This window comes from Haloferula sp. BvORR071 (assembly GCF_000739615.1).
GTDB lineage: Bacteria > Verrucomicrobiota > Verrucomicrobiia > Verrucomicrobiales > Akkermansiaceae > Haloferula.
The window spans coordinates 80333-99356 of the sequence record NZ_BATP01000001.1; the positions used below are offsets into that span (position 1 = coordinate 80333).

A 19024-nucleotide genomic window follows, 5' to 3' on the forward strand; every position below is an offset into this window, starting at 1 on the left:
CCCCTCCGCCGGAGCAGTCCCTCTTGATTCCATCCAAGTTTTGCGGCCCATCTCATGTCCTTCTCAATTGCGCTACAACGAAGTAATTCTCTGGTCCTTACCGCCTATTTGCCGGCTGACTTAGCCATTCATGCTGATGCCCTCAACTTTTATGAGAAGTAGCAAAGGGGCCACCAAAGTGGTAGCATTCCCGCTCTGCACCTCGTAGAAATGCCACCTTATCATCACCATGCCGCTGGAACCCCGTCCTGACGGTCGGAAAGACATCCCTCCCTGCGTTCATGTTCGTGGCGCGCGGGAGAACAATCTGAAGAACGTGGATGTCGATATTCCGCGCGATGCGTTTGTAGTCTTCACCGGCGTTTCCGGTTCAGGGAAATCGTCGCTCGCCTTTGGCACGCTGTTCGCAGAAGCACAGCGACGCTATCTGGAGTCAGTCTCGCCCTACGCCCGCCGCTTGATCGACCAGGCAGGCGTTCCGGAGGTGGATTCCATCAGCGGGCTGCCTCCGGCGGTGGCCTTGCAGCAGCAGCGCGGCGCAACCAACACCCGCTCCTCGGTGGGCAGCGTGACGGCAATCTCCAGCCTGGTGCGCATGCTGTATTCCCGTGTCGGTGAATATCCGCCGGATCAACCGATGCTTTACGCCGAGGATTTTTCTCCCAACACGGTGGAGGGTGCCTGCCCGACCTGCCATGGGCTGGGGCGCGTCTATGAGGCCACCGAAAAGACCATGGTCCCTGATGATTCGCTAACGATCCGCGAGCGTGCCATCGCCGCTTGGCCCCCAGCGTGGCACGGGCAGAACCTCCGCGACATCCTCGTCTCTCTTGGGTACGACATCGACACACCCTGGCGCAAGCTGTCGAAGAAGGTGCGCGACTGGATACTCTTCACAGACGAACAGCCCACCGTCCCGGTCTATGCGGGCCTCACCCCGGAACAGACCCATGTCGCCCGCAAGCGGGGCACCGAGCCCAGCTACCAGGGAACGTTCACCGGGGCGCGCCGCTATGTGCTGGAGACCTTTGCTAACACCAAAAGCGCCCTCATGAAGAAGCGGGTGTCGCGCTATCTCATCGGCCGGGACTGCCCGGATTGCGCCGGCAAGCGGTTGAAGAAAGAGGCGTTGTCGGTGAAGTTCTGCGGGCTGGACGTTGCCGGGTTTGGTGAACTTTCCTTCGAGGGACTCGTGGCTCTGCTGACACCGATAGTGCGGGGCGATCTGTCTCATATCAAAGACCTCTCCAGCGACCACACCCTCGACAAGCAGACTTGCGTCGCTGCCTCGGATCGGCGCGTCGCAGCTGGCGGTTCCGCCCACAAGGGCGCGCCTGACGTTCGCCGGACCTCGTCGGTTTCCGAGGAAAAGCGCCTTACCGCCCAGCGCCTGTGCTCAGAGCTGCTGGAGCGGTTGCATCCGTTGATCGACCTTGGGTTGGGCTACCTCTCCCTGGACCGCAGCACGCCCACGCTGTCCTCAGGCGAACTGCAACGCCTCCGGTTGGCCACCCAGGTGTTCTCCCAGCTCTTCGGCGTGATCTACGTGCTGGACGAACCGTCGGCGGGATTACACCCGGCGGATGGCGAGGCGTTGTTAACAGTCCTGCGCGGCCTGCTATCCGCGGGAAATTCACTCTTCATCGTCGAACACGATCTCGACATCATCCGCCAGGCAGAGTGGTTGGTTGACGTGGGGCCGGGCGCGGGGAGCGAGGGCGGGCGGGTGATCTATAGCGGGCCTCCCGACGGGCTCGGAAAAATCGAGGCTTCGATCACCCGGCGGTATCTCTTCGACCTGCAACCGCCGGAAGCCCGTACCCCTCGAACGGCACGGGACTGGCTCCGGCTGGAAGGAATCGCCCGCAACAATCTGCACGGCCTCGACATCGCCATTCCCATCGGCTGCTTCACCGCGGTGACCGGAGTGTCCGGCTCGGGAAAATCCAGCCTGATCAGCCAGGCATTACCGGAACTGATCCAGGAACAGCTCGGTGCCGATCCGCCTGAATCCGAAGACGAGGAACTCGACCCGCTACTGGAAATTGCACAGGAAAAGACCTCTGGTCGCATTGTGAGCGGCATAGAGCACATCCGGAGGCTCGTGACGGTGGATCAGAAGCCCATAGGCCGCACCCCGCGATCGAACCTCGCCACCTACAGCGGCCTTTTCGACCACGTCCGCCGACTCTTAGCCGCGACACCGGCCGCGCGACGCCGTCGTTACGGCCCCGGCCGATTCTCCTTCAACGTGGCGGAGGGCCGCTGCCCTACCTGCGAAGGGGAGGGCTTTGTCATGGTCGAACTACTGTTCCTCCCCAGCGTTTACGCACCCTGCTCCTCCTGCCAGGGTTCCCGGTACAACGCCCAGACGCTTGAGATCGAGTGGCGGGGAAAGAACGTTGCCCAAGTGCTGGCCATGACAGTCGGAGAGGCATGCGAGTTCTTCGCGGGGGAAGAAAACGTCATGCGCTCCCTCTCGGTGCTCCGCGAGATCGGAGTCGGCTACCTGCGCCTCGGCCAGCCGGCCACGGAACTCTCCGGCGGCGAAGCCCAGCGAATCAAACTGGCCACCGAACTGCAAAGGGCGCAACGCGGCAATACCCTCTACATCCTCGACGAGCCGACCTCGGGCCTGCATCCCGCCGACGCCGACCGCCTGATGCGTCAGCTCCAGGGCCTCGTGGATGCGGGAAACACCGTCATAGTCGTCGAACACGACATACGCTCCATCGCCCAGACCGACTGGGTGATCGATCTTGGTCCCGGCGCTGGTGAGAATGGGGGGCGCATCATCGCCAGCGGCACTCCCGTCGAGGTCTCCAAGGCAAAAAACAGTCGCACCGCGCCCTATCTCCGGGCGCTCTTCAATAAGGTCGTGGCAGCCAAGTAAGCTGCGGGCTTTGGAAATACGGTCGTCCGCAGCGGGCATGTTCCCACGTTGAGGAAGAAAGACGAGTCCAAGTGTGCGGCTCCTACTACCCGCCTGAATAGGTGAGCGCTGCCACCATTGGCTCGACCGCGCGGGGTCCGTCGTAGCGCACGCCGTTGATGAAGAAGGTTGGCGTTCCATTCACCCCGCTCCTCAGCCCACTGCTGAAATCTTCGCGCACGCGGCCGGCATAGGCATTGGCCCTGATTTCCATGATCAGGCGGGAAGCGTCGAGTTCCAAGATCGCCGCATATTCGGCGAGGTCGTCATAATCGAGGGCATCCTGGTTTTCGAACAGGACGTCGTGCATTTCCCAGAAGGCGCCTTGAGCGCCGGCCGCTTCGGCAGCTTCCGCGGCGCTCTCCGCGTGCGGGTGCGCGTTGCTCAGTGGGAAATGGCGGAAGGCGAAACAGATCCGATCGCCCACGCTCTCCAGAATGGCTTTGACCAGCATGTGCGCGGCCCCACAGAAGGGACACTCGTAGTCGCCATACTCGAGGAGAGTGGCGGATGCATTTTCCGGTCCTAGAATGTGATCGCGTTTGCCCATTGGGACGGTCAGGCGTTCGACAAGTTCGTGTTTCATGATACTGCTGCTGCCTCCTTTTTAGTTTGGAGTTCTTCGAGCGCGGAAAGAATGCCTGCGGCCCCAGGATTCACGCCGACCGGCGAGACGTGGCTCCAATGTATGAAGCCGTCGGCATCGATCACAAACAGCGCCCGCTCGCTGACGCCATCCTTTTCACGATAGACGCCGTAGGAACGCGCCACCGCACCTTTCGGTTCAAAGTCGGCGAGCAGCGGAAAGTGTAGCTTGCGATCCTTCGCGAAAGCCGCGTGGCACCAGGTGCCATCCACCGAGATGCCCACGAGCGCCGCGCCAAGCTTCTGAAACTCGGGAAGAATCTCATTGTAGAGCGCCATCTGGTCGCCACAGACCGGACTCCAATCCGCCGGATAAAACGCCACAATCACCGGCTGTCCGCGGAATTCGCTCAAGGTCACCCATTGGTCCGGCGTGCTGCGCAGACTAAAGTCGGGAGCTTCGCCCCCCGCCGGCAACGCCGTGCGGGGGCTCTTTGAATACATTTGCTCGTAGTTGGCTTGGTTGCTCATGGTCGTGCTTCTTTCTGGTTGGCCGACAGCCTTTTGATCGTCGGGATCAAGGCACCAGCGAGACGCCGGGCTAAATCAGCGCCCCGCTCTCCTTTCCGCCACTACGGTGGTCTGCTTTTCAGACGGTGGCTGCTTGCTCTCCGACTGCCGCTTGGCCGCTAGGAATCTATTGCTGACGGGAGGCCGCTGAAAAAACCCATCGGGTATGCCTCAAACCGGAGGGCGGGAAAAATGTGGCTTCGGGAAAAATCGAAACGCTGGAAACCGCAACGCTGGAAAAAATGCCCGGCGAAAGCCGCGATGTCGCGGGGTCGGGATGTCAAAGAGGAAGACTCACCCCAAGTCCGCCCGTCGTCCAATCGAATCTCGGCTGGCCGGATCAATGTTCGCTGCCAAGCTCATTAGGCTGCCAGTCCACATTCAGCTCATGCAGCAAAGGTAAGCCCATTCCCCAACACGATGAGCGTTGTCCCGGCCGTGGAAATGAGGGAAATGCCTTCAAGCGTGGAATTGCAGGCACCGCGGAAGAGTGATCTTTTGCCTGCCCAAGGCCAGATCCGTTGATGATGTCACTCTTTCTCTGGGTCAGATGTGCCAGAGTGCCGATCTGTGCATCAATCTATCCTGGCAGCAAGCCATCTGGCGGATGCCGCCGAAAAGCCAAGAGACTGGCTATGGCAATTCCGCAAAACGCCATAGCAAACGACTGTGCGAAACTTCGGAGTTTTACGTATCTCCTTCCGGGTAAGTCCTTTCTGAATTCGGTTGATATCTAATTTAACTCGACAGGGTTTGATTCCCTGCTCGGGTGCGAGCCGGCGCGGCACTACTGCGGTGACCTTGGTTTGATTGCACTATGGATCTAAATTCTCCGGACCCCGAGCCCGCCCGAGTGGGCGCTATTACGCGCTATGATCTCAGGGGGAGTCAGCATGAGGGTGATTTGGACGATTTTACCCGCTTAGCCACACAATTCTGCGAAGCTCCTATCGGAACCATTACTCTGGTAGATCGCGACTACCAGCACTTCAAGTCGGTGATTGGGCTGGAGATGCGGGGATCGGATCTGGACGCCTCCATCTCGGAGCATGCGATCCGGCAGAAGGGACTCTTTGTGGTGCCAGACCTCGCGCTTGATCCACGTTTTGAGAACAATCGATATGTTGCCGGGCCGCCGTATCTGCGCTTCTACGCGGGAGCCCGCTTGATGTCAGGAGAAGGCGTGCCGATCGGCACCCTTTGCGTTCTCGACCACACGCCCCGGCAACTATCAAAGGCACAGGGCGAAGCGCTTTCCATCCTGGCGCGGCAGGTCATGACGACGTTGGAACTACGGTTATCGCAAAAGCGCCTGCAGAGCACTATCGAGAGCATTAGTGATGCCTTTGTGACCCTTGATCACGAGTTCCGGGTCTTGTCTATGAACGACCGCGCGGAGCAACTCCTGGGGCAGTGCAACAAGGTGCTTCGCCACGCAATCTGGGAAGCTTGGGAATCGGGAGCCGATAGCAGCTTCGTCCAGCACCTCCGCCATGTCGCGACGGAGCTGGTCCCTGTCTGCTTCGAGACCTACAGCTCACGCAGCGACGCTTGGTTCGAAGTACGCGCGTTTCCGGCGCCCGATGGGCTCACGGTGACCCTTAGCGACATCACCCGCCGCCGCGAAAAGGAGGAGCAATTGCGGACTTTGGAGACCTGCGTCTCGCGCCTCAACGACATAGTCATCATCACCGGGACGGAGCTGCTGGAGGAACCGGGACCGCGGATACTCTTTGTGAATGACGCCTTCCTGAAGCTGACAGGCTACACCCGCGAGGAAGCCGTTGGTCGAAGCCCACGTTTTCTGGCGTCCACCGATACTCCAGGGCCCGCGGAATGTCGCATTGAGGCCGCGCTTAAAGCCCGCAGGCCGGTGCGCGAGGAATTTGTCAGCCGCACCAAGACCGGTGAGAAGCTCTGGCTTGATCTAGAGATTGCGCCGATTTCGGATACCCGAGGCCGTTTAACGAATCTGGTATTCATCGGGCGGGATATCACCGAGCGGAAGCTGGCCGAGGAACGGCTCGGCGAGACCCAAGCGCGCTGGCGTGACATTCTGGATTCGATGATTGCTTTCGTAGGACTGTTTTCCACCGATGGCGTCGTTCTAGAAGTCAACCGGGCACCGCTGGAAGCGGCGGGCCTTCACAGGGAGGATGTGCTCGGAAAGCCCTTTGCCGACTCCTACTGGTGGAAGCACTCCCCCTCTGCCAGAGAGGAGTTAAGGGCGGTACTGCTGCGCGTGGCGGATGGAGAGACGGTTCGCGGGGAATTTAAGGTGCAAGTGGCGGGGGGCCGACTGATCACCCTTGACGCGATCTTTTGTCCGCTGCGCGATGCGACTGGAAAGGTCACCCACCTCGCCGGGTCCGCTGTCGACATCACGAAGCGGAAAGGGGCGGAAGAGGCGCGGAGAGAGTCCGAGTTGAAATTCCGCCAGCTTGCAGAGAATATTAGTGAGGTCTTCTGGGTCGCGGATCCGGCTGAGCAGCGCGTGCTTTATGTCAGTCCCGCCTTTGAGGCCATCTGGGGGCGAGAGCCAAAGAGCCTCTATTCCTCCCCGTACGCGTGGTTGGAGTCGATCCACCCGGAGGATCAGGGACGCGTGCGCGACGCGTTCATGGCAGGCCGGGCCGACGGAAGCTATGATGAGGAATATCGAATCGTTCGACCCGACGGGACCCTGCGATGGATTCACGATCGCGCTTTCCCGGTAAAGGATTCAAGCGGCGAGTACTACCGGCTGGTGGGCGTGGCCGAAGACATTTCCAAGCGCAAGCAGGCCGAGGAGCGCCTCCGCGAGCAGGCCACGCTGCTGGACAAGGCACACGATGCCATCGTAGTGTGCGATCTTGAGCAGAGGATCATTTTCTGGAACCGTGGGGCGGAGCGCCTCTATGGCTGGCCTGCGGAAGAGGCACTCGGGAAAATGGTCGCGGACCTCATGTTCCCGGATCTGTCGGTATTCCAAGGGGCGACCAGGTCGACTCTCGCCAACGGCGAGTGGGCGGGCGAACTCGAGCAGCAAACAAGGGATGGCAGCACCGTCACCGTCGAAGGACGCTGGACCGCGGTTCGTGACGAGCACGGCAATACCAAGTCGATCCTCACCATCAATACCGACATCACCGAGCGCAAGAAGCTGGAGGAGCAGTTCTTCCGTGCCCAGCGGATGGAAAGTATCGGCACTTTAGCCGGAGGCATTGCTCACGATCTCAACAACGTCCTCGCCCCGATCATGATGTCGATCGATCTGCTCAAAAGCTATAGTCCGGAGCCGAGGGCACAGCAGGTTTTGGAGATGATCGGGGTTAGTACCCGTCGCGGCGCGGACATGGTGGACCAAGTGCTGACCTTCGCTCGGGGTGTCGAGGGGCGGCGAACCAAGGTGGACCTCGGATTGGTAGCGCTGGAGGTCGTGAAGATCGCCGAAGAGACCTTTCCGAAAAACATCAACATCGAGATTGATGCCAATACCGACCTCGAGCCTCTGCGGGCGGATTCAACCCAACTGCACCAGGTGCTACTCAACTTGCTTGTCAATGCGAGGGACGCCATGCGCGAGGGCGGGCGCCTCGCCGTGCGTGTGACAAACATCCGGGGTGACGGGAATCCGGAGATCCCGATCATGGATGCACACCCCCGCGCCTATGTATGCATCGAAGTGGAGGATAACGGGAGCGGCATGTCGAAGGACACCGTCGAGAAGATCTTCGAGCCGTTTTTCACGACCAAGGAGGTGGGCAGCGGGACCGGCCTCGGTCTCTCCACGTCGCTCGCAATCGTGAAAAGCTATGGGGGCTTCATCAAGGTTCATAGCGAGGAGGGCAGAGGCTCTCGTTTCAGCGTCTTCCTGCCAGCCGCGGAAGGGGCACCGGACGACTCGTCATGGTGGATGGCTCCCGGTCTCCCGCGTGGCAAAGGGGAGACCGTTCTTGTGGTCGACGACGAGGAGACGATCCGTGAGATCACCCAACGAACCCTTGAGGCATTTGGCTACACGGTGCTTCCGGCCGCAGATGGGGAGGAAGCGGTAGCCCTCTACGCCCGTTCAAGCGGTACCATTGACGTCGTGATCGCGGACATGATGATGCCGCGCATGGATGGGCCGGCTTTGGTCCAGTTCCTGAGGTTGGTGAGCCCTAATGCGCGGATCATCGGTGTCAGCGGGGCTCCAAACCAGCACCTGATGGCTCGATGTACAGAGGCGGGTATGAAGCATTTCCTCCGCAAGCCCTTTACCACCGGAGAAATCCTCAGGGCCCTTCAGGAGGTGCTGGCCCTAGTCCAGCAGCCGGTCCAGAGGCCCGGCTGTAAAATCCGGCTGTACGGTTCCGAACAGAATTCACCTATCGAGCAGCTTCCTCCGCACGACGGACGGACCCAAGATCACCACTGACCGCGATAAAGCACTCACTCGTTTTCAGAGCTTTCAATCCCGGACGTCATATGCAATTGGAGTCTTCTTGAACCTGCCCGCATTTCACTAAGGCGGGGTATGCGCCTCTACACGTTAATTTCGGCGCGAATGACGACCATTCTCCGTGTGTGCGGAGAATTCGCACGGTCGTTCTTGGCCGGGTGGAGAACCGGGCGTTCGGGCCCAAGCCCTCAGATCCTCTTGCGATAGCACGACAAATTTTTCGGTCAGAGCACGCCCCCGTTTGTGGGCGGCACCGGCTTACATCGCACATCGGGGACGGTGGTGGTGGGGATCGGGGGAGGTGGTGGGTGTGCGAGTGAGCTGTTGATAGCTAGGTACCGCCGGGACCTTAAAGATCAAACACGACCGCAGTAGGCGCGTGTCGGGGGTCAGAATAGATCGTCATGGCTGCGGTAGTCGGCTGCTTCGGCAGGTCGGGCTTCTTTATTCAGGCAGCTTCGCTGCGAGGACGTCGATCTTTTCGATAACGGGGGGGCTGGAGAATAGTTCTTCGGTCTTCGACATCAAGGCCGCCGCTACTTTTCCGGAGAGATGCGCTTGGCGACCGGTGTCATCAGGAAACGCATCGAAGATGCCAAACGTGCTGGGTCCGAGACGAATCCCAAACCACGCAGTGGTGGCGGGCTCATCCATAACAAGGGGAAGACCTCCCTTCAGGAAGGTCTCAACGTCTTCTTCTTTTCCGGGCTTTGCTTCTAACCGGACGAACAGTGCTACTTTTACCATGGTAGATGACACCCTATCCTCATCGCGCCGATAAAAAAGCAATTAGCTCAAAAATCTCGATCATTGCCCAATGTCTAACAGCACCGAACCCCTTTCCTTGTCCGCAGCATCGACTGTGGATTGAGGTTGGAGTAGCGCTTAGGGGAGAGACAGCTATCCATCGGCGATCGATTCTCGAGTTCCTAAAGCGCGCAAGCTCCCTGCGGATTCCAAAGTCGCTGACCTCGAATTCAACACCCTCCGGGGAACCATCTTTCATCAAACGCGTATGAGCTACTGAGGGCCGGAGCTATGGAGGAATAAGCCGCCACGGTTTGATTTCATGCTGCCCATCTCCCCAAAGGAAATCCCTGCGGCTAAGGCTTCGCTTGCCGGGGATAGCGCGGAGAGGCAGACAAACGGCTTGTCGTCAGCGCATTGGATCAATTCGGCGTTGCTGTGGATTCTAAGGTGATACCACGCATGAACGGATCACGGTGATGGAACCGCGTCTCCAAGGGCGAAGAAGGCAGCTTGGAGACGCAGAGGCCTTCATTGAATGGAAGCTTCGGCGGCCGAGCGGCGGGCAGCGAGCGCGCGTTCAATTTCATCAACGCGGCGTTGGTCAAGCGGGTAGAGAAGCAGCGTGATACCCTTCAGCAAGGCGATCGCTCCCGGAACAAGGGTGAAGGCCAGCGTGATCCCGAGCATCGCCTGCTCGGATTGCGAGGCGTTCCGCACGAAGCCGAATTGATCGAGGAACAAGGGCAGGAGAAAGCCGCCGACTAGGATCCCGGATTTGATCGAGAACAGGGAGGCCGAGTAAACGAGGCCGGTCGAGCGCCGTCCGAACTTCCATTCACCGTAGTCCGCGACATCGCCGTAGAGTGCCCAGGTGAGGGCGGAGGTCGGGCCGGCGCAAAACTGTGCGATGAGGTTGAGGGCGATCTGGAGGCCGAAGGCATGCGACGGGACCAAGTAGAAGGCGGCGAAGCACAGGCCGGTGATCATGCTCAGCCCCGCGGCATAGTACTTCTTGTCGACACGCCGAGCGATCGGGCTGAGGCAGGCGGTGCCTAGTAAAAGCCCGAGGGCCCCCGCGGTGAGGAAGATCGTGCTGCGGTCGAGGCCCCACAGCAGCGACGAGCCGTCATCCCCGGCGACATACTTGAAATAGAACAAGGTGCTGCCGGAACGCAGCGCGATGAAGGCGGTCGAAAGGATCGAGGCGAGGAGCAGGATCAGCCATGGCCGGTTGCGGAGCAGTTCGCGGATCTCCCCCAGGGCATGGCTCTCCTGGCCCGGTGGTGGCGTGACGCGCTCGCGGGTGCTGGCGAAGGTGATCAGGAACATGATCACCGACAGAGTGGCGAAGATCGCCATGGTGAACTTGAATCCCTGGATCTCGTCATCGCCACCGAGCGCACGCACGAGAGGCCGCACCAAGAGCGAGATCAGCAAGGCGCCGGCGAAGGCCCCGATGAAGCGGAAGGTTGCGGCCTGGGTGCGGGTCCGCGAGGAGGGACTGATGACTCCGAGCAGTGAGGAGTAGGGGACGTTGATCACCGTGTAGCTCAGCATCATCAGGCCGTAGGTGATGTAGGCGTAGATCACCTTGCCTTGCTCGCCGAAGTCCGGCGCGGCGAACATCAGGTATCCGCAGAGGCCATAGGGAATCGCGCCCCACAAGAGGTAAGGGCGGAACTTTCCCCAGCGCGTCTGAGTGCGGTCGGCGAGCAGTCCCATGCCCACGTCGGCGATCGCATCGGCGCCGCGGATGAGCGGCAGCATCCACAGCAGCACGGCGGCGGGGATGCCCCAGACATCCACGTAGTAGTAGGTAAGGAAGATGTTGAAGGTCTGGAAGAAGAAGTTCGATGCCGTGTCGCCGAGTGCATAGCCCGCATACTCGCGGGTGCTCAGGCGGTCGTTGCCGGAGGATGATTCAGCGGCAGGGGAGGGATTCATGTTTTGGAAATACGATGAACGTAGGAGTTCGGCGCTGATTCCTTGTCATCTGCCACAAGGATGGCTGGACAAGTCGATGCCATCGTCCATTGCTGATGGAACTTATGATCCGCGTTTATTGCGATTCCATCGGGCTGGTGCTGGAGTCTGCCGGCACGGTTCGCCGCGCTGCCGGCGATCTTGGCATGGATGATCTCTTCACTTCCAGCGATCCTCTTGCGCTGATCCGCAAGGCCTGGGATGCGGGCGAAGCGGGCACGCTTCCCGCTCAAGCGCTGGCGCCGATCGGCAGCCAGGAGATCTGGGCGGCAGGTGTGACTTACCTGCGGAGCCGCACCGCACGCATGGAGGAATCCAAGGATGCGGGCGGCGGCACCTTCTACGACAAGGTTTACAACGCCGAGCGGCCGGAACTGTTCTTCAAGGGCACCCCGCACCGCGTTGCAGGTCCGGGCATGGATGTGCGCATCCGTGGCGACTCGAAGTGGAATGTCCCCGAGCCGGAGCTGACCCTGGCGATCAACCGCGAGGGCAAGATCTTCGGCTACACGGTGGGCAATGACATGAGCTCGCGCGACATCGAGGGCGAGAACCCGCTCTACCTGCCGCAGGCAAAGGTCTACGACCGCTCCACCGGCTTGGGCCCCTGCCTCCTCGTATGCGATGAAATCCTGGTACCGGAGACAGCCATCGAGCTGGAGATCCGCCGCGATGGCGCGGCCGTATTCTCCGGCGCCACCAGTGTGAGCCAGATCAAGCGGACCTTTCCCGAACTCGCCGGCTTCCTCTTCCGTGACAACAGCTTTCCGCATGGTGCCTATCTGCTGACCGGCACCGGCATCGTGCCGCCGGACTCTTTCACCTTGCAGTCGGGTGATGAGGTTCGCATCACCATCGCTCCGATCGGCACCCTGGTGAACAAGGTCGCGTGAGTCTTCAATCTGCATGCGACGATGAACCCGATCTTCGATTCCGGCGATGAGGCGATTTACACGCTGCGGACCACCGCCCCCGGTCCTTCCGGCAGCCTGCCGCTCGACGCGGAACGCCTGCGCGGGATGTCGAGCGGTGAGCTCTTCGGCTGGACCCAGAATGCCGGCATGGGCTGGTCGCCCGCAGCGATGCTCGGCAAGCAATTCCTGATCCTCAGCACGCAGGGCGGCATCCGTGCTGCCGATGGCAGGCCGGTGGCGCTGGGTTACCACACCGGGCACTGGGAAGTCGGCTTGCTGATGGAGGAGGCGGCCCGTGAGTTTGCCACGGCCAAGGCGATTCCCTTTGCCGGTTACGTCAGTGATCCCTGCGACGGCCGCACCAATGGCACCCATGGCATGCTCGATAGCCTGCCCTATCGCAACGATGCTGCTATCGTGTTGCGCCGTCTGATCCGCTCGCTGCCCACCCGGCGCGGGGTGCTGGGCGTGGCCACTTGTGACAAGGGCTTGCCCGCGATGCTGATGGCGCTTGCTGGCAGTCCGGATCTGCCCGTGGTGCTGGTGCCGGGCGGTGTCACCTTGTTGGCCGAGGAAGCCGAGGACACCGCGAAGGTCCAGACCCTCGCGGCACGCTTTGCCCGTGGCGAGATCGCCCTCGACCATGCCGCGGAAATGGGCTGCAAGGCCTGCGGTTCGCCCGGCGGTGGTTGCCAATTCATGGGCACAGCCGCCACGAGCCAAGTCGTGGCGGAAGCACTCGGCCTCGCCTTGCCGCATGCCGCGCTGGCTCCTTCTGGTTCCGCGATCTGGCGCGATGTCGCCCGCCGCTCGGCCCGCGCCCTCATGGCGCTGGATGCCGCGGGCACGAGAGGTCGCGAGATCCTCACCGCTGATTCGATCCACAATGCGATGGTCTGCCATGCGGCCTTCGGTGGGTCCACCAATCTCGTGCTGCATGTCCCGGCCATTGCACATGCCGCTGGCTTGCCACGGCCGACGGTGGACGATTGGGCGCGCATCAATCGGAGCGTTCCGCGCCTGGTCGATTCGCTGCCGAACGGCCCACGCCACTTCGCCACCGTGCAAGTCTATCTGGCCGGTGGTGTCCCGGAAGCGATGCTCCACCTGCGCGACTTGGGCTTGCTGAAGCTCGATGCCCGAAGTGTGACTGGAATGACTCTGGGCGAGAACCTGGAGTGGTGGGAGAAGAGCGAGCGCCGTGTCCGCTTGAAGGAAAAGCTGCGGATCCTCGATGGCATCGACCGGGGGGATGTGATCATGTCCGCCGCTTGCGCCCGTGATCGCGGGCTGAGCAGCACGGTAACTTTCCTGCGTGGCAACCTTGCTCCGGAAGGTGCGCTGGTGAAGAGCACCGCTATAGCCCCGGATCTGATCGGGGCGGATGGGGTCTTCCTTCACGAGGGACCGGCCCGGGTCTTTACCAGCGAAAGCGGGGCGATTGAGGCTATCAAGGCGGGACTTTTGAACCCGGGTGAGGTCATGGTCTTGGCCGGGATTGGCCCGGGTTGCGGCATGCCGGAGACCTATCAGGTCACCTCCGCGCTCAAGCATGTGAAGGATGGCCAGAGGATCGCACTGATCACGGATGGCCGCTTCTCCGGGGTCTCTACCGGTGCCTGCATCGGTCATGTCAGTCCCGAGGCGTGGGCCGGCGGGCCGATCGGCAAACTGCGCGACGGCGACCGGATCCGCCTGAGGATCGATACCAAGACGCTTGAGGGTTCGGTCGATGTGGTCTCGCTCACGGCGGAGGAGCTGGCTTCCCGGAGAATCCATCCCGAGCTCCAGCCGCATCCCCACTTGCCGGCGGACACCCGCTTGTGGTCCGCACTGCAGAACGCCAGCGGCGGCAGCTGGGCCGGCTGTGTCTATGATGTGGATCGGATCGCGCATCTGCTGGAGCTCGGCCTAACAGCCGAATCGCGGTGAAGGGAATCAGCCTTGGAAAGGATGCTTCCACGGGGCGCGATACTCGCGCTTCAGTAGCTTGGAGGCTTCGGGATTGCCGCTGATCTGTTCGCTCTTGGCATCCCAGGCGATGCGGGAGCCGGTATCGTAGGAGATCATAGCCAGCTTCACGGCGGTGGTGGAGAGGAAGCCCTCTTCGATCCGGCAGGCGGGCTGGCGGCGCTCGCGCACGGCCAGCAGGAAGTCCGCGAGGTGATCCGCGCTGGAGTCGTTCATGCTCTCCTGGACCTGCGGCTTGGGATCGCGGCCGCGCGGCATGACAATCCATTTATTGTCGGTGCAGAAGACGGTTTCCTTCTCGCCGTAGAGGAAGATGCCGTTCGAGGTGGAGGGATCGAAGTCCTGGGCGCCCCAGATGCGCTGATGCCAGGTGAGCGGGAAGTTATCGAACTCGAAATGGACTGTTAGAAGATCCGGCGTTGTGATCTTGCCCTTGAGGTGATGGAGGCCGCCGGCAGCAGTGACGGCGCTGGGCGCGCCCAAGCCGAGGATCCAGCGGGCATTGTCGATGAGGTGCACCCCCCAGTCGACGAGGTGACCTTGGCCGGTGGTCTTCTCCAGGCGCCAGTTCATGTGGCCCACTGCGGGGCTGTAGGGGATCAGCGGCGCGGGGCCGCACCACTGGTTCCAGTCGAGGCTGGCCGGCGGATCGACGGGCGAGGGATCGGGGGTTGCCGGGGTATAGTGGATCTGTGCCTCGGCGGAGATGATGCGTCCGGCTTTGCCTTCCTGGATGTACTTGCGGGCATTGGCGAAACCGGTGGCGTGGCGGCGCTGGAAGCCGATTTGCACGATGTTGCCAGCCTTGCGCGCGGCATCGACCATCGCGCGGCCTTCGCGGATATCGTAGGCCAGCGGCTTCTCGCAGTAGATGTCGAGGCCCTTGCTGCAGGCGGCGATGAAGGGCAGGGCATGCCACTGTGGCGGGGTGGCGATGATCACGGCTTTCAAGCCTTCGGCATCGAGCAATTCCTCGTAGGCCTTGAAGATTTTAGGGCGGCTGCCCTGAAGCTTGTCGATTTCATCCGCGGCCTTCGCGAGGTGATCGCTGTCGACATCGCAGAGCGCGATGATCTCCACGCCGCCGGCTTTCAATGCCGCGCGAGCGTCGATCAAACCCCACCAGCCGCAGCCGATGAGACCCAACTTCAGAGGCGGTGCGGCGGGTGAATCGGCGGCTTGGGAGCGCAGTGCGGTGAAGGCGGCCGCGGCAGCGGTGGTGCCGAGGAAGGAGCGGCGTTGGAGCGTGGTCATAGCGGTAGGGCTACAACTTGGGCGAAGGGTGACGTCGAAGACGAGCGGAAAATTAACCGATTAATTTAAACTTGCATCCGGACGTCCGGACGGGCAGCAAATGTCGCCAGCCCGGCGCAAGTGTCGTGCCGGCAAAACCCTTTGCGAATCGCTCCTATGCGCGCCATCCGTCTCATCTCCCTCCTGCCACTGGCCGTCCTTGGGGCGCTGTTGGCCCAACCGATGGTCACTCCCAAGCCCGAGGCTCGCCGCCTTGAGGTGCTGTTCTTCGGAGCTCCCACGGCGAATGGGCCGGGTCATGATCCGGTGACCCGTTACCGCGTGATCAAGCGTTACCTCGGCACCGAGGGAATCGATTTCTCCTACAGCGAGAATCCTGCTGAGGCACTGAATGCAGACACGCTCGCGAAGTACGACGCGGTGCTCATGTACGGGAACTGGGCGCAGGGCGGACCGATGCCTGCGGAGCAGCTCAAGGCGCTTGAAGACTACGTCGAGAAGGGCGGTGCCTTCCTGCCGATCCACTGCGCATCGGCCTGCTACGGTGGCTCGCCGGACTTCATCAAGTTGGTCGGCGGGCGCTTCAAGAGCCATGGCGGCGGTGTCTTCCGCGTTTCGAACGAGAGCCCGGAGCATGAGATTATGCGCGGCTACGGTGGCTTCGAGGCATGGGATGAAAGCTATGTTCACGACCAGCAGGGCGACGACCGCACGATCCTGGAGAAGCGCGAGGGCGAGCCGTGGACCTGGATCCGCCAGCAGGGGAAGGGGAGGGTGTTCTACACCGCCGCGGGCCATGACCATCGGGTCTGGGATCAGCCCGCCTTCCGTGAACTGATCAAGCGCGCGATCCTGTGGAGTGTGGGATCGGAAAAGCAGCAAGTGCTCCAGGCGCTCCAGTTGCCCAAGCTGGAAGAGCAGGAGGTGAAGCTTCCCGGCTATGTAAAGCGCGAGCTCATCACCAAGGCGCAGAAGCCGCTGTCCGCAGAGGACTCGATGAAGCTGGCGCAGGTGCCCGCGGGCTTCGAGCTCTCACTGTTCGCGGCCGAGCCGGACATCGTGAACCCGATCTTCGTAAACTGGGATCACAAGGGCCGCGCCTTCATCATCCAGACCGTCGACTATCCGAACAACCTGCACGCGGGGAACCTGGGCAACGACAAGATTATCATCGCCGAGGACAGCGACAAGGACTGCCGCGCCGACAAGTTCACGACCTTCGTGGACAAGCTTTCAATCCCGACCTCGCTGGTTTTCGCGAATGGCGGGGTGATCTGCACCAACGGCAGCGAGATGCTCTTCCTCAAGGACACGGATGGCGACGACAAGGCCGATGTGCGCACGGTGCTGTTCAGCGGCTTCGGTATGGGGGATACGCACGCGGGCGTCTCGAACCTGCGCTATGGCCACGATGGCTGGATCTACGCCACCGTAGGCTACTCCGGCTTCCGCGGCAGTGTCGGCGGCAAGCAGTACCAGTTCAGCCAAGGCGTGTTCCGCTTCAAGCCGGACGGCTCCGAACTCGAATACCTCCAACCGACGACGAACAACACTTGGGGACTCGGGATGACCTCGGACTTCGACATCATGGGCTCCACGGCGAATGGCAATCCGTCCTTCTACCTGACGCATCCGGAAGCAGCCTATGCGGCCGCCGGGCGACGTGCCCCGCGCACCCCACGGGCGGACGATAATCCGATCTTCAACCCAAGCTCCGCCGACATCCGGCAGGTGGATCAACACGAGCGCTACACCGCCGGGGCCGGCCATGCCTTCTACACCGCGGGGCGCTTCCCAGAAGCCTGGCGCGAGAAGACGGCCTTTGTCACGGAGGCCACCGGCAAGCTGGTGGGGACCTTTGATGTGACGCGCACGGGATCCGGCTACAAGGCAGCCCAGCGTTTCAACAACCTCTACAACAGCGCCGACGCTTGGTCGGGTCCGGTCTGTGCCGAAGTCGGTCCGGATGGTGCGATGTGGATCTGCGACTGGTACAACCTGATCATCCAGCACAACCCGACGCCAAATGTAAGCTCCTCCGGAATGGATGCGAAAACAGGCAAGGGCAACGCCTACGAGACGCCGCTGCGCGACACCCAGTATGGCCGCGTTTACCGGATCTATCCCAAGGGCAGCTATGATGACGCGAACCCCGGCCTGGATGCCGAGCATCCGGAGACGCTTATAGCTGCCCTGGATCATCCGAATCTCCTGTGGCGTCTCCACGCGCAGCGACTGATCGTCGAAGGTGGCAAGAAGGAACTGGCTGAGAAGCTCAAGGGCCTGGCTGCTGCCGGTAGCCGTGGCTCGGCCCATGCGGTGTATGCACTTGCCGGACTCGCCGTGATCGAGCCGGCCACGGTGGCCGCGGCTTTGAAGTCGGATGTCCGGGCGGTGCAGCGAGCCGGGATCAAGGTTGCGACGCCGCCGCAGCTCAAGGAGGCCTATGTGAGCGGCGGCACGGTGAAGGTCGCGGGTGACCGAGAACTGGCGGAGGTGCTGGTGTCGCTTTCGCGGCTGCCCTTGGACAAGGAACTTGGCGAGGCCTTGTTCCAGCTCATTACCAAGGAGGAGTCGCGCATCACCGATGAGGTTGTGCTCAAGGACGCCTGGCAGATCGCCGCGAACCGGCATGCCGCCAGCGTGACCGCGGCGACCAAGGCGGCCGGTTACACCGGTGAGGCGAGCGAGCAGCGGGAGATGCCGAACCTGATGCCGAATCCGGGCTTCAACGAGGTTTCCGAAGGCAAGCCGACCGGCTGGGGCGAAGTGCGAGTCTATGGCGATGGCACGCCCTTCGAGGTGGCCAGCACGCCGGAGGGCCGCAATGGCACGCCGGGGTTGGTGCTTTCCTCTAACAAGGTCGTCGACGGCGGGGCTGTAGTGAACCTGCGGGTCAAGCTGGCCACGCGCTATCGTCTCTCCGCCTGGGTGAAGACGGTGAACCTCAAGCCGGTCGGGGAAGGTCTGGGGACCATGCTCTTTGTCGAAGGCGGCGACCGCAGCAACTACGTGAAGGGCGACTCGGATTGGACCAATGTCTCTACCGAGCTCGAGACGGGAGACCGCACGCGATTGCTGGTCCACTGCCTGATTGGGGCCTTCGGCGGGGCCAGCGGCACGGTGATTTACGATGACATTTCGCTCACCGAGATCCCCGGTGCCAGTGGCGCAAAGGGCCTCCTTTCCGAGTTGGCCGCAAAGGCGGATAGCGCCGGGACCGCCGCTTCCAAGAAGAAGTTCGCGCCCGATCCCGAGGTCCACAAGCGCGGCGGGGAGATCTATGGCATGACCTGCGTGGCCTGCCACCAGCCGACCGGTGCAGGCTTGGAAGGCGCCTTCCCACCGCTCGATGGTTCGGACTGGGCCACGGGCGATCCCTCGCTGCCGATCCGGATCGTCACCGGCGGCTTGCAAGGGCCAGTGAAGGTGCTGGGCCATGATTTCAACGGCGTGATGCCCGCCCACACCGACCTGGACGACCAGAAGGTCGCGGACGTGCTGACTTATGTCCGCCAAAGCTGGTCGAACGACGCGGCTGCGGTGACGCCGGCTCAGGTGAAGGAAGTCCGGGACAAGCACAAGGATCGCAGTGCGCCTTGGACGGCCGGCGAGCTGGGCCGTTGATACGGGATCAACCTT

At 61.8% G+C, this 19024-nt stretch carries 10 protein-coding genes; 5 read left to right on the top strand and 5 right to left on the bottom strand.

Annotated features, from left to right (window positions below; genetic code table 11):
* Positions 1–229: 229 nt before the first annotated feature.
* A complete protein-coding gene (locus BV071_RS00360) occupies positions 230–2893 on the top strand; it encodes an excinuclease ABC subunit UvrA (protein WP_052572691.1) in 2664 nt (887 codons plus the stop codon).
* An 85-nt stretch (positions 2894–2978) separates the two neighbouring features.
* Here the strand turns inward: BV071_RS00360 and BV071_RS00365 are convergent, their stop codons facing one another.
* Positions 2979–3518: a thioredoxin domain-containing protein gene (locus tag BV071_RS00365; protein WP_035600554.1), complete on the bottom strand. Its 540-nt coding sequence runs from the start codon at positions 3516–3518 to the stop codon at positions 2979–2981.
* Positions 3515–4021, bottom strand: a complete 507-nt coding sequence (locus tag BV071_RS00370; RefSeq protein ID WP_035600759.1) for a redoxin domain-containing protein — start codon at positions 4019–4021, stop codon at positions 3515–3517. The genes BV071_RS00365 and BV071_RS00370 overlap by 4 nt, the downstream gene beginning before the upstream one ends.
* Positions 4022–4904: 883 nt before the next feature.
* Here BV071_RS00370 and BV071_RS32225 point away from each other — a divergent pair.
* The gene (locus tag BV071_RS32225) at positions 4905–8486 is read left to right on the top strand and encodes a PAS domain S-box protein (RefSeq protein WP_052572692.1); all 3582 of its coding nucleotides are present in this window, start codon (positions 4905–4907) and stop codon (positions 8484–8486) included.
* A gap of 468 nt (positions 8487–8954) precedes the next feature.
* Here the strand turns inward: BV071_RS32225 and BV071_RS00380 are convergent, their stop codons facing one another.
* Both BV071_RS00380 and BV071_RS00385 read right to left on the bottom strand, forming a co-directional pair.
* Positions 8955–9257, bottom strand: coding sequence for an antibiotic biosynthesis monooxygenase (locus tag BV071_RS00380; protein ID WP_035600556.1), 303 nt, complete (start codon positions 9255–9257; stop codon positions 8955–8957).
* A gap of 531 nt (positions 9258–9788) precedes the next feature.
* Complete coding sequence (locus BV071_RS00385) at positions 9789–11204, bottom strand: MFS transporter (protein WP_052572693.1); 1416 nt, start codon at positions 11202–11204, stop codon at positions 9789–9791.
* A 95-nt stretch (positions 11205–11299) separates the two neighbouring features.
* Here BV071_RS00385 and BV071_RS00390 point away from each other — a divergent pair, with 95 nt between their 5' ends.
* On the top strand, positions 11300–12136 hold the full coding sequence (locus BV071_RS00390) for a fumarylacetoacetate hydrolase family protein (protein WP_035600558.1): 837 nt from the start codon (positions 11300–11302) through the stop codon (positions 12134–12136).
* A 21-nt stretch (positions 12137–12157) separates the two neighbouring features.
* Positions 12158–14089, top strand: coding sequence for a YjhG/YagF family D-xylonate dehydratase (locus tag BV071_RS00395; protein ID WP_035600559.1), 1932 nt, complete (start codon positions 12158–12160; stop codon positions 14087–14089).
* Positions 14090–14095: 6 nt separating this feature from the next.
* On the opposite strand, the gene BV071_RS00400 is transcribed toward BV071_RS00395, so the two are convergent.
* Positions 14096–15382: a Gfo/Idh/MocA family oxidoreductase gene (locus BV071_RS00400; RefSeq protein ID WP_035600563.1), complete on the bottom strand. Its 1287-nt coding sequence runs from the start codon at positions 15380–15382 to the stop codon at positions 14096–14098.
* A 156-nt stretch (positions 15383–15538) separates the two neighbouring features.
* Here BV071_RS00400 and BV071_RS32230 point away from each other — a divergent pair, with 156 nt between their 5' ends.
* On the top strand, positions 15539–19009 hold the full coding sequence (locus BV071_RS32230) for a PVC-type heme-binding CxxCH protein (RefSeq protein ID WP_052572694.1): 3471 nt from the start codon (positions 15539–15541) through the stop codon (positions 19007–19009).
* Positions 19010–19024: the final 15 nt, after the last annotated feature.

Bases quoted from the DNA above. Each gene is read 5' to 3' on its own strand.
- BV071_RS00390 (WP_035600558.1), top strand. From the start codon at position 11,300: ATGGAACTTATGATCCGCGTTTATTGCGATTCCATCGGGCTGGTGCTG.
- BV071_RS32225 (WP_052572692.1), top strand. From the start codon at position 4,905: ATGGATCTAAATTCTCCGGACCCCGAGCCCGCCCGAGTGGGCGCTATT.
- BV071_RS00370 (WP_035600759.1), bottom strand. From the start codon at position 4,021: ATGTATTCAAAGAGCCCCCGCACGGCGTTGCCGGCGGGGGGCGAAGCT.
- BV071_RS32230 (WP_052572694.1), top strand. From the start codon at position 15,539: ATGCGCGCCATCCGTCTCATCTCCCTCCTGCCACTGGCCGTCCTTGGG.
- BV071_RS00360 (WP_052572691.1), top strand. From the start codon at position 230: ATGCCGCTGGAACCCCGTCCTGACGGTCGGAAAGACATCCCTCCCTGC.
- BV071_RS00365 (WP_035600554.1), bottom strand. From the start codon at position 3,518: ATGAAACACGAACTTGTCGAACGCCTGACCGTCCCAATGGGCAAACGC.
- BV071_RS00400 (WP_035600563.1), bottom strand. From the start codon at position 15,382: ATGACCACGCTCCAACGCCGCTCCTTCCTCGGCACCACCGCTGCCGCG.
- BV071_RS00395 (WP_035600559.1), top strand. From the start codon at position 12,158: ATGAACCCGATCTTCGATTCCGGCGATGAGGCGATTTACACGCTGCGG.
- BV071_RS00385 (WP_052572693.1), bottom strand. From the start codon at position 11,204: ATGAATCCCTCCCCTGCCGCTGAATCATCCTCCGGCAACGACCGCCTG.
- BV071_RS00380 (WP_035600556.1), bottom strand. From the start codon at position 9,257: ATGGTAAAAGTAGCACTGTTCGTCCGGTTAGAAGCAAAGCCCGGAAAA.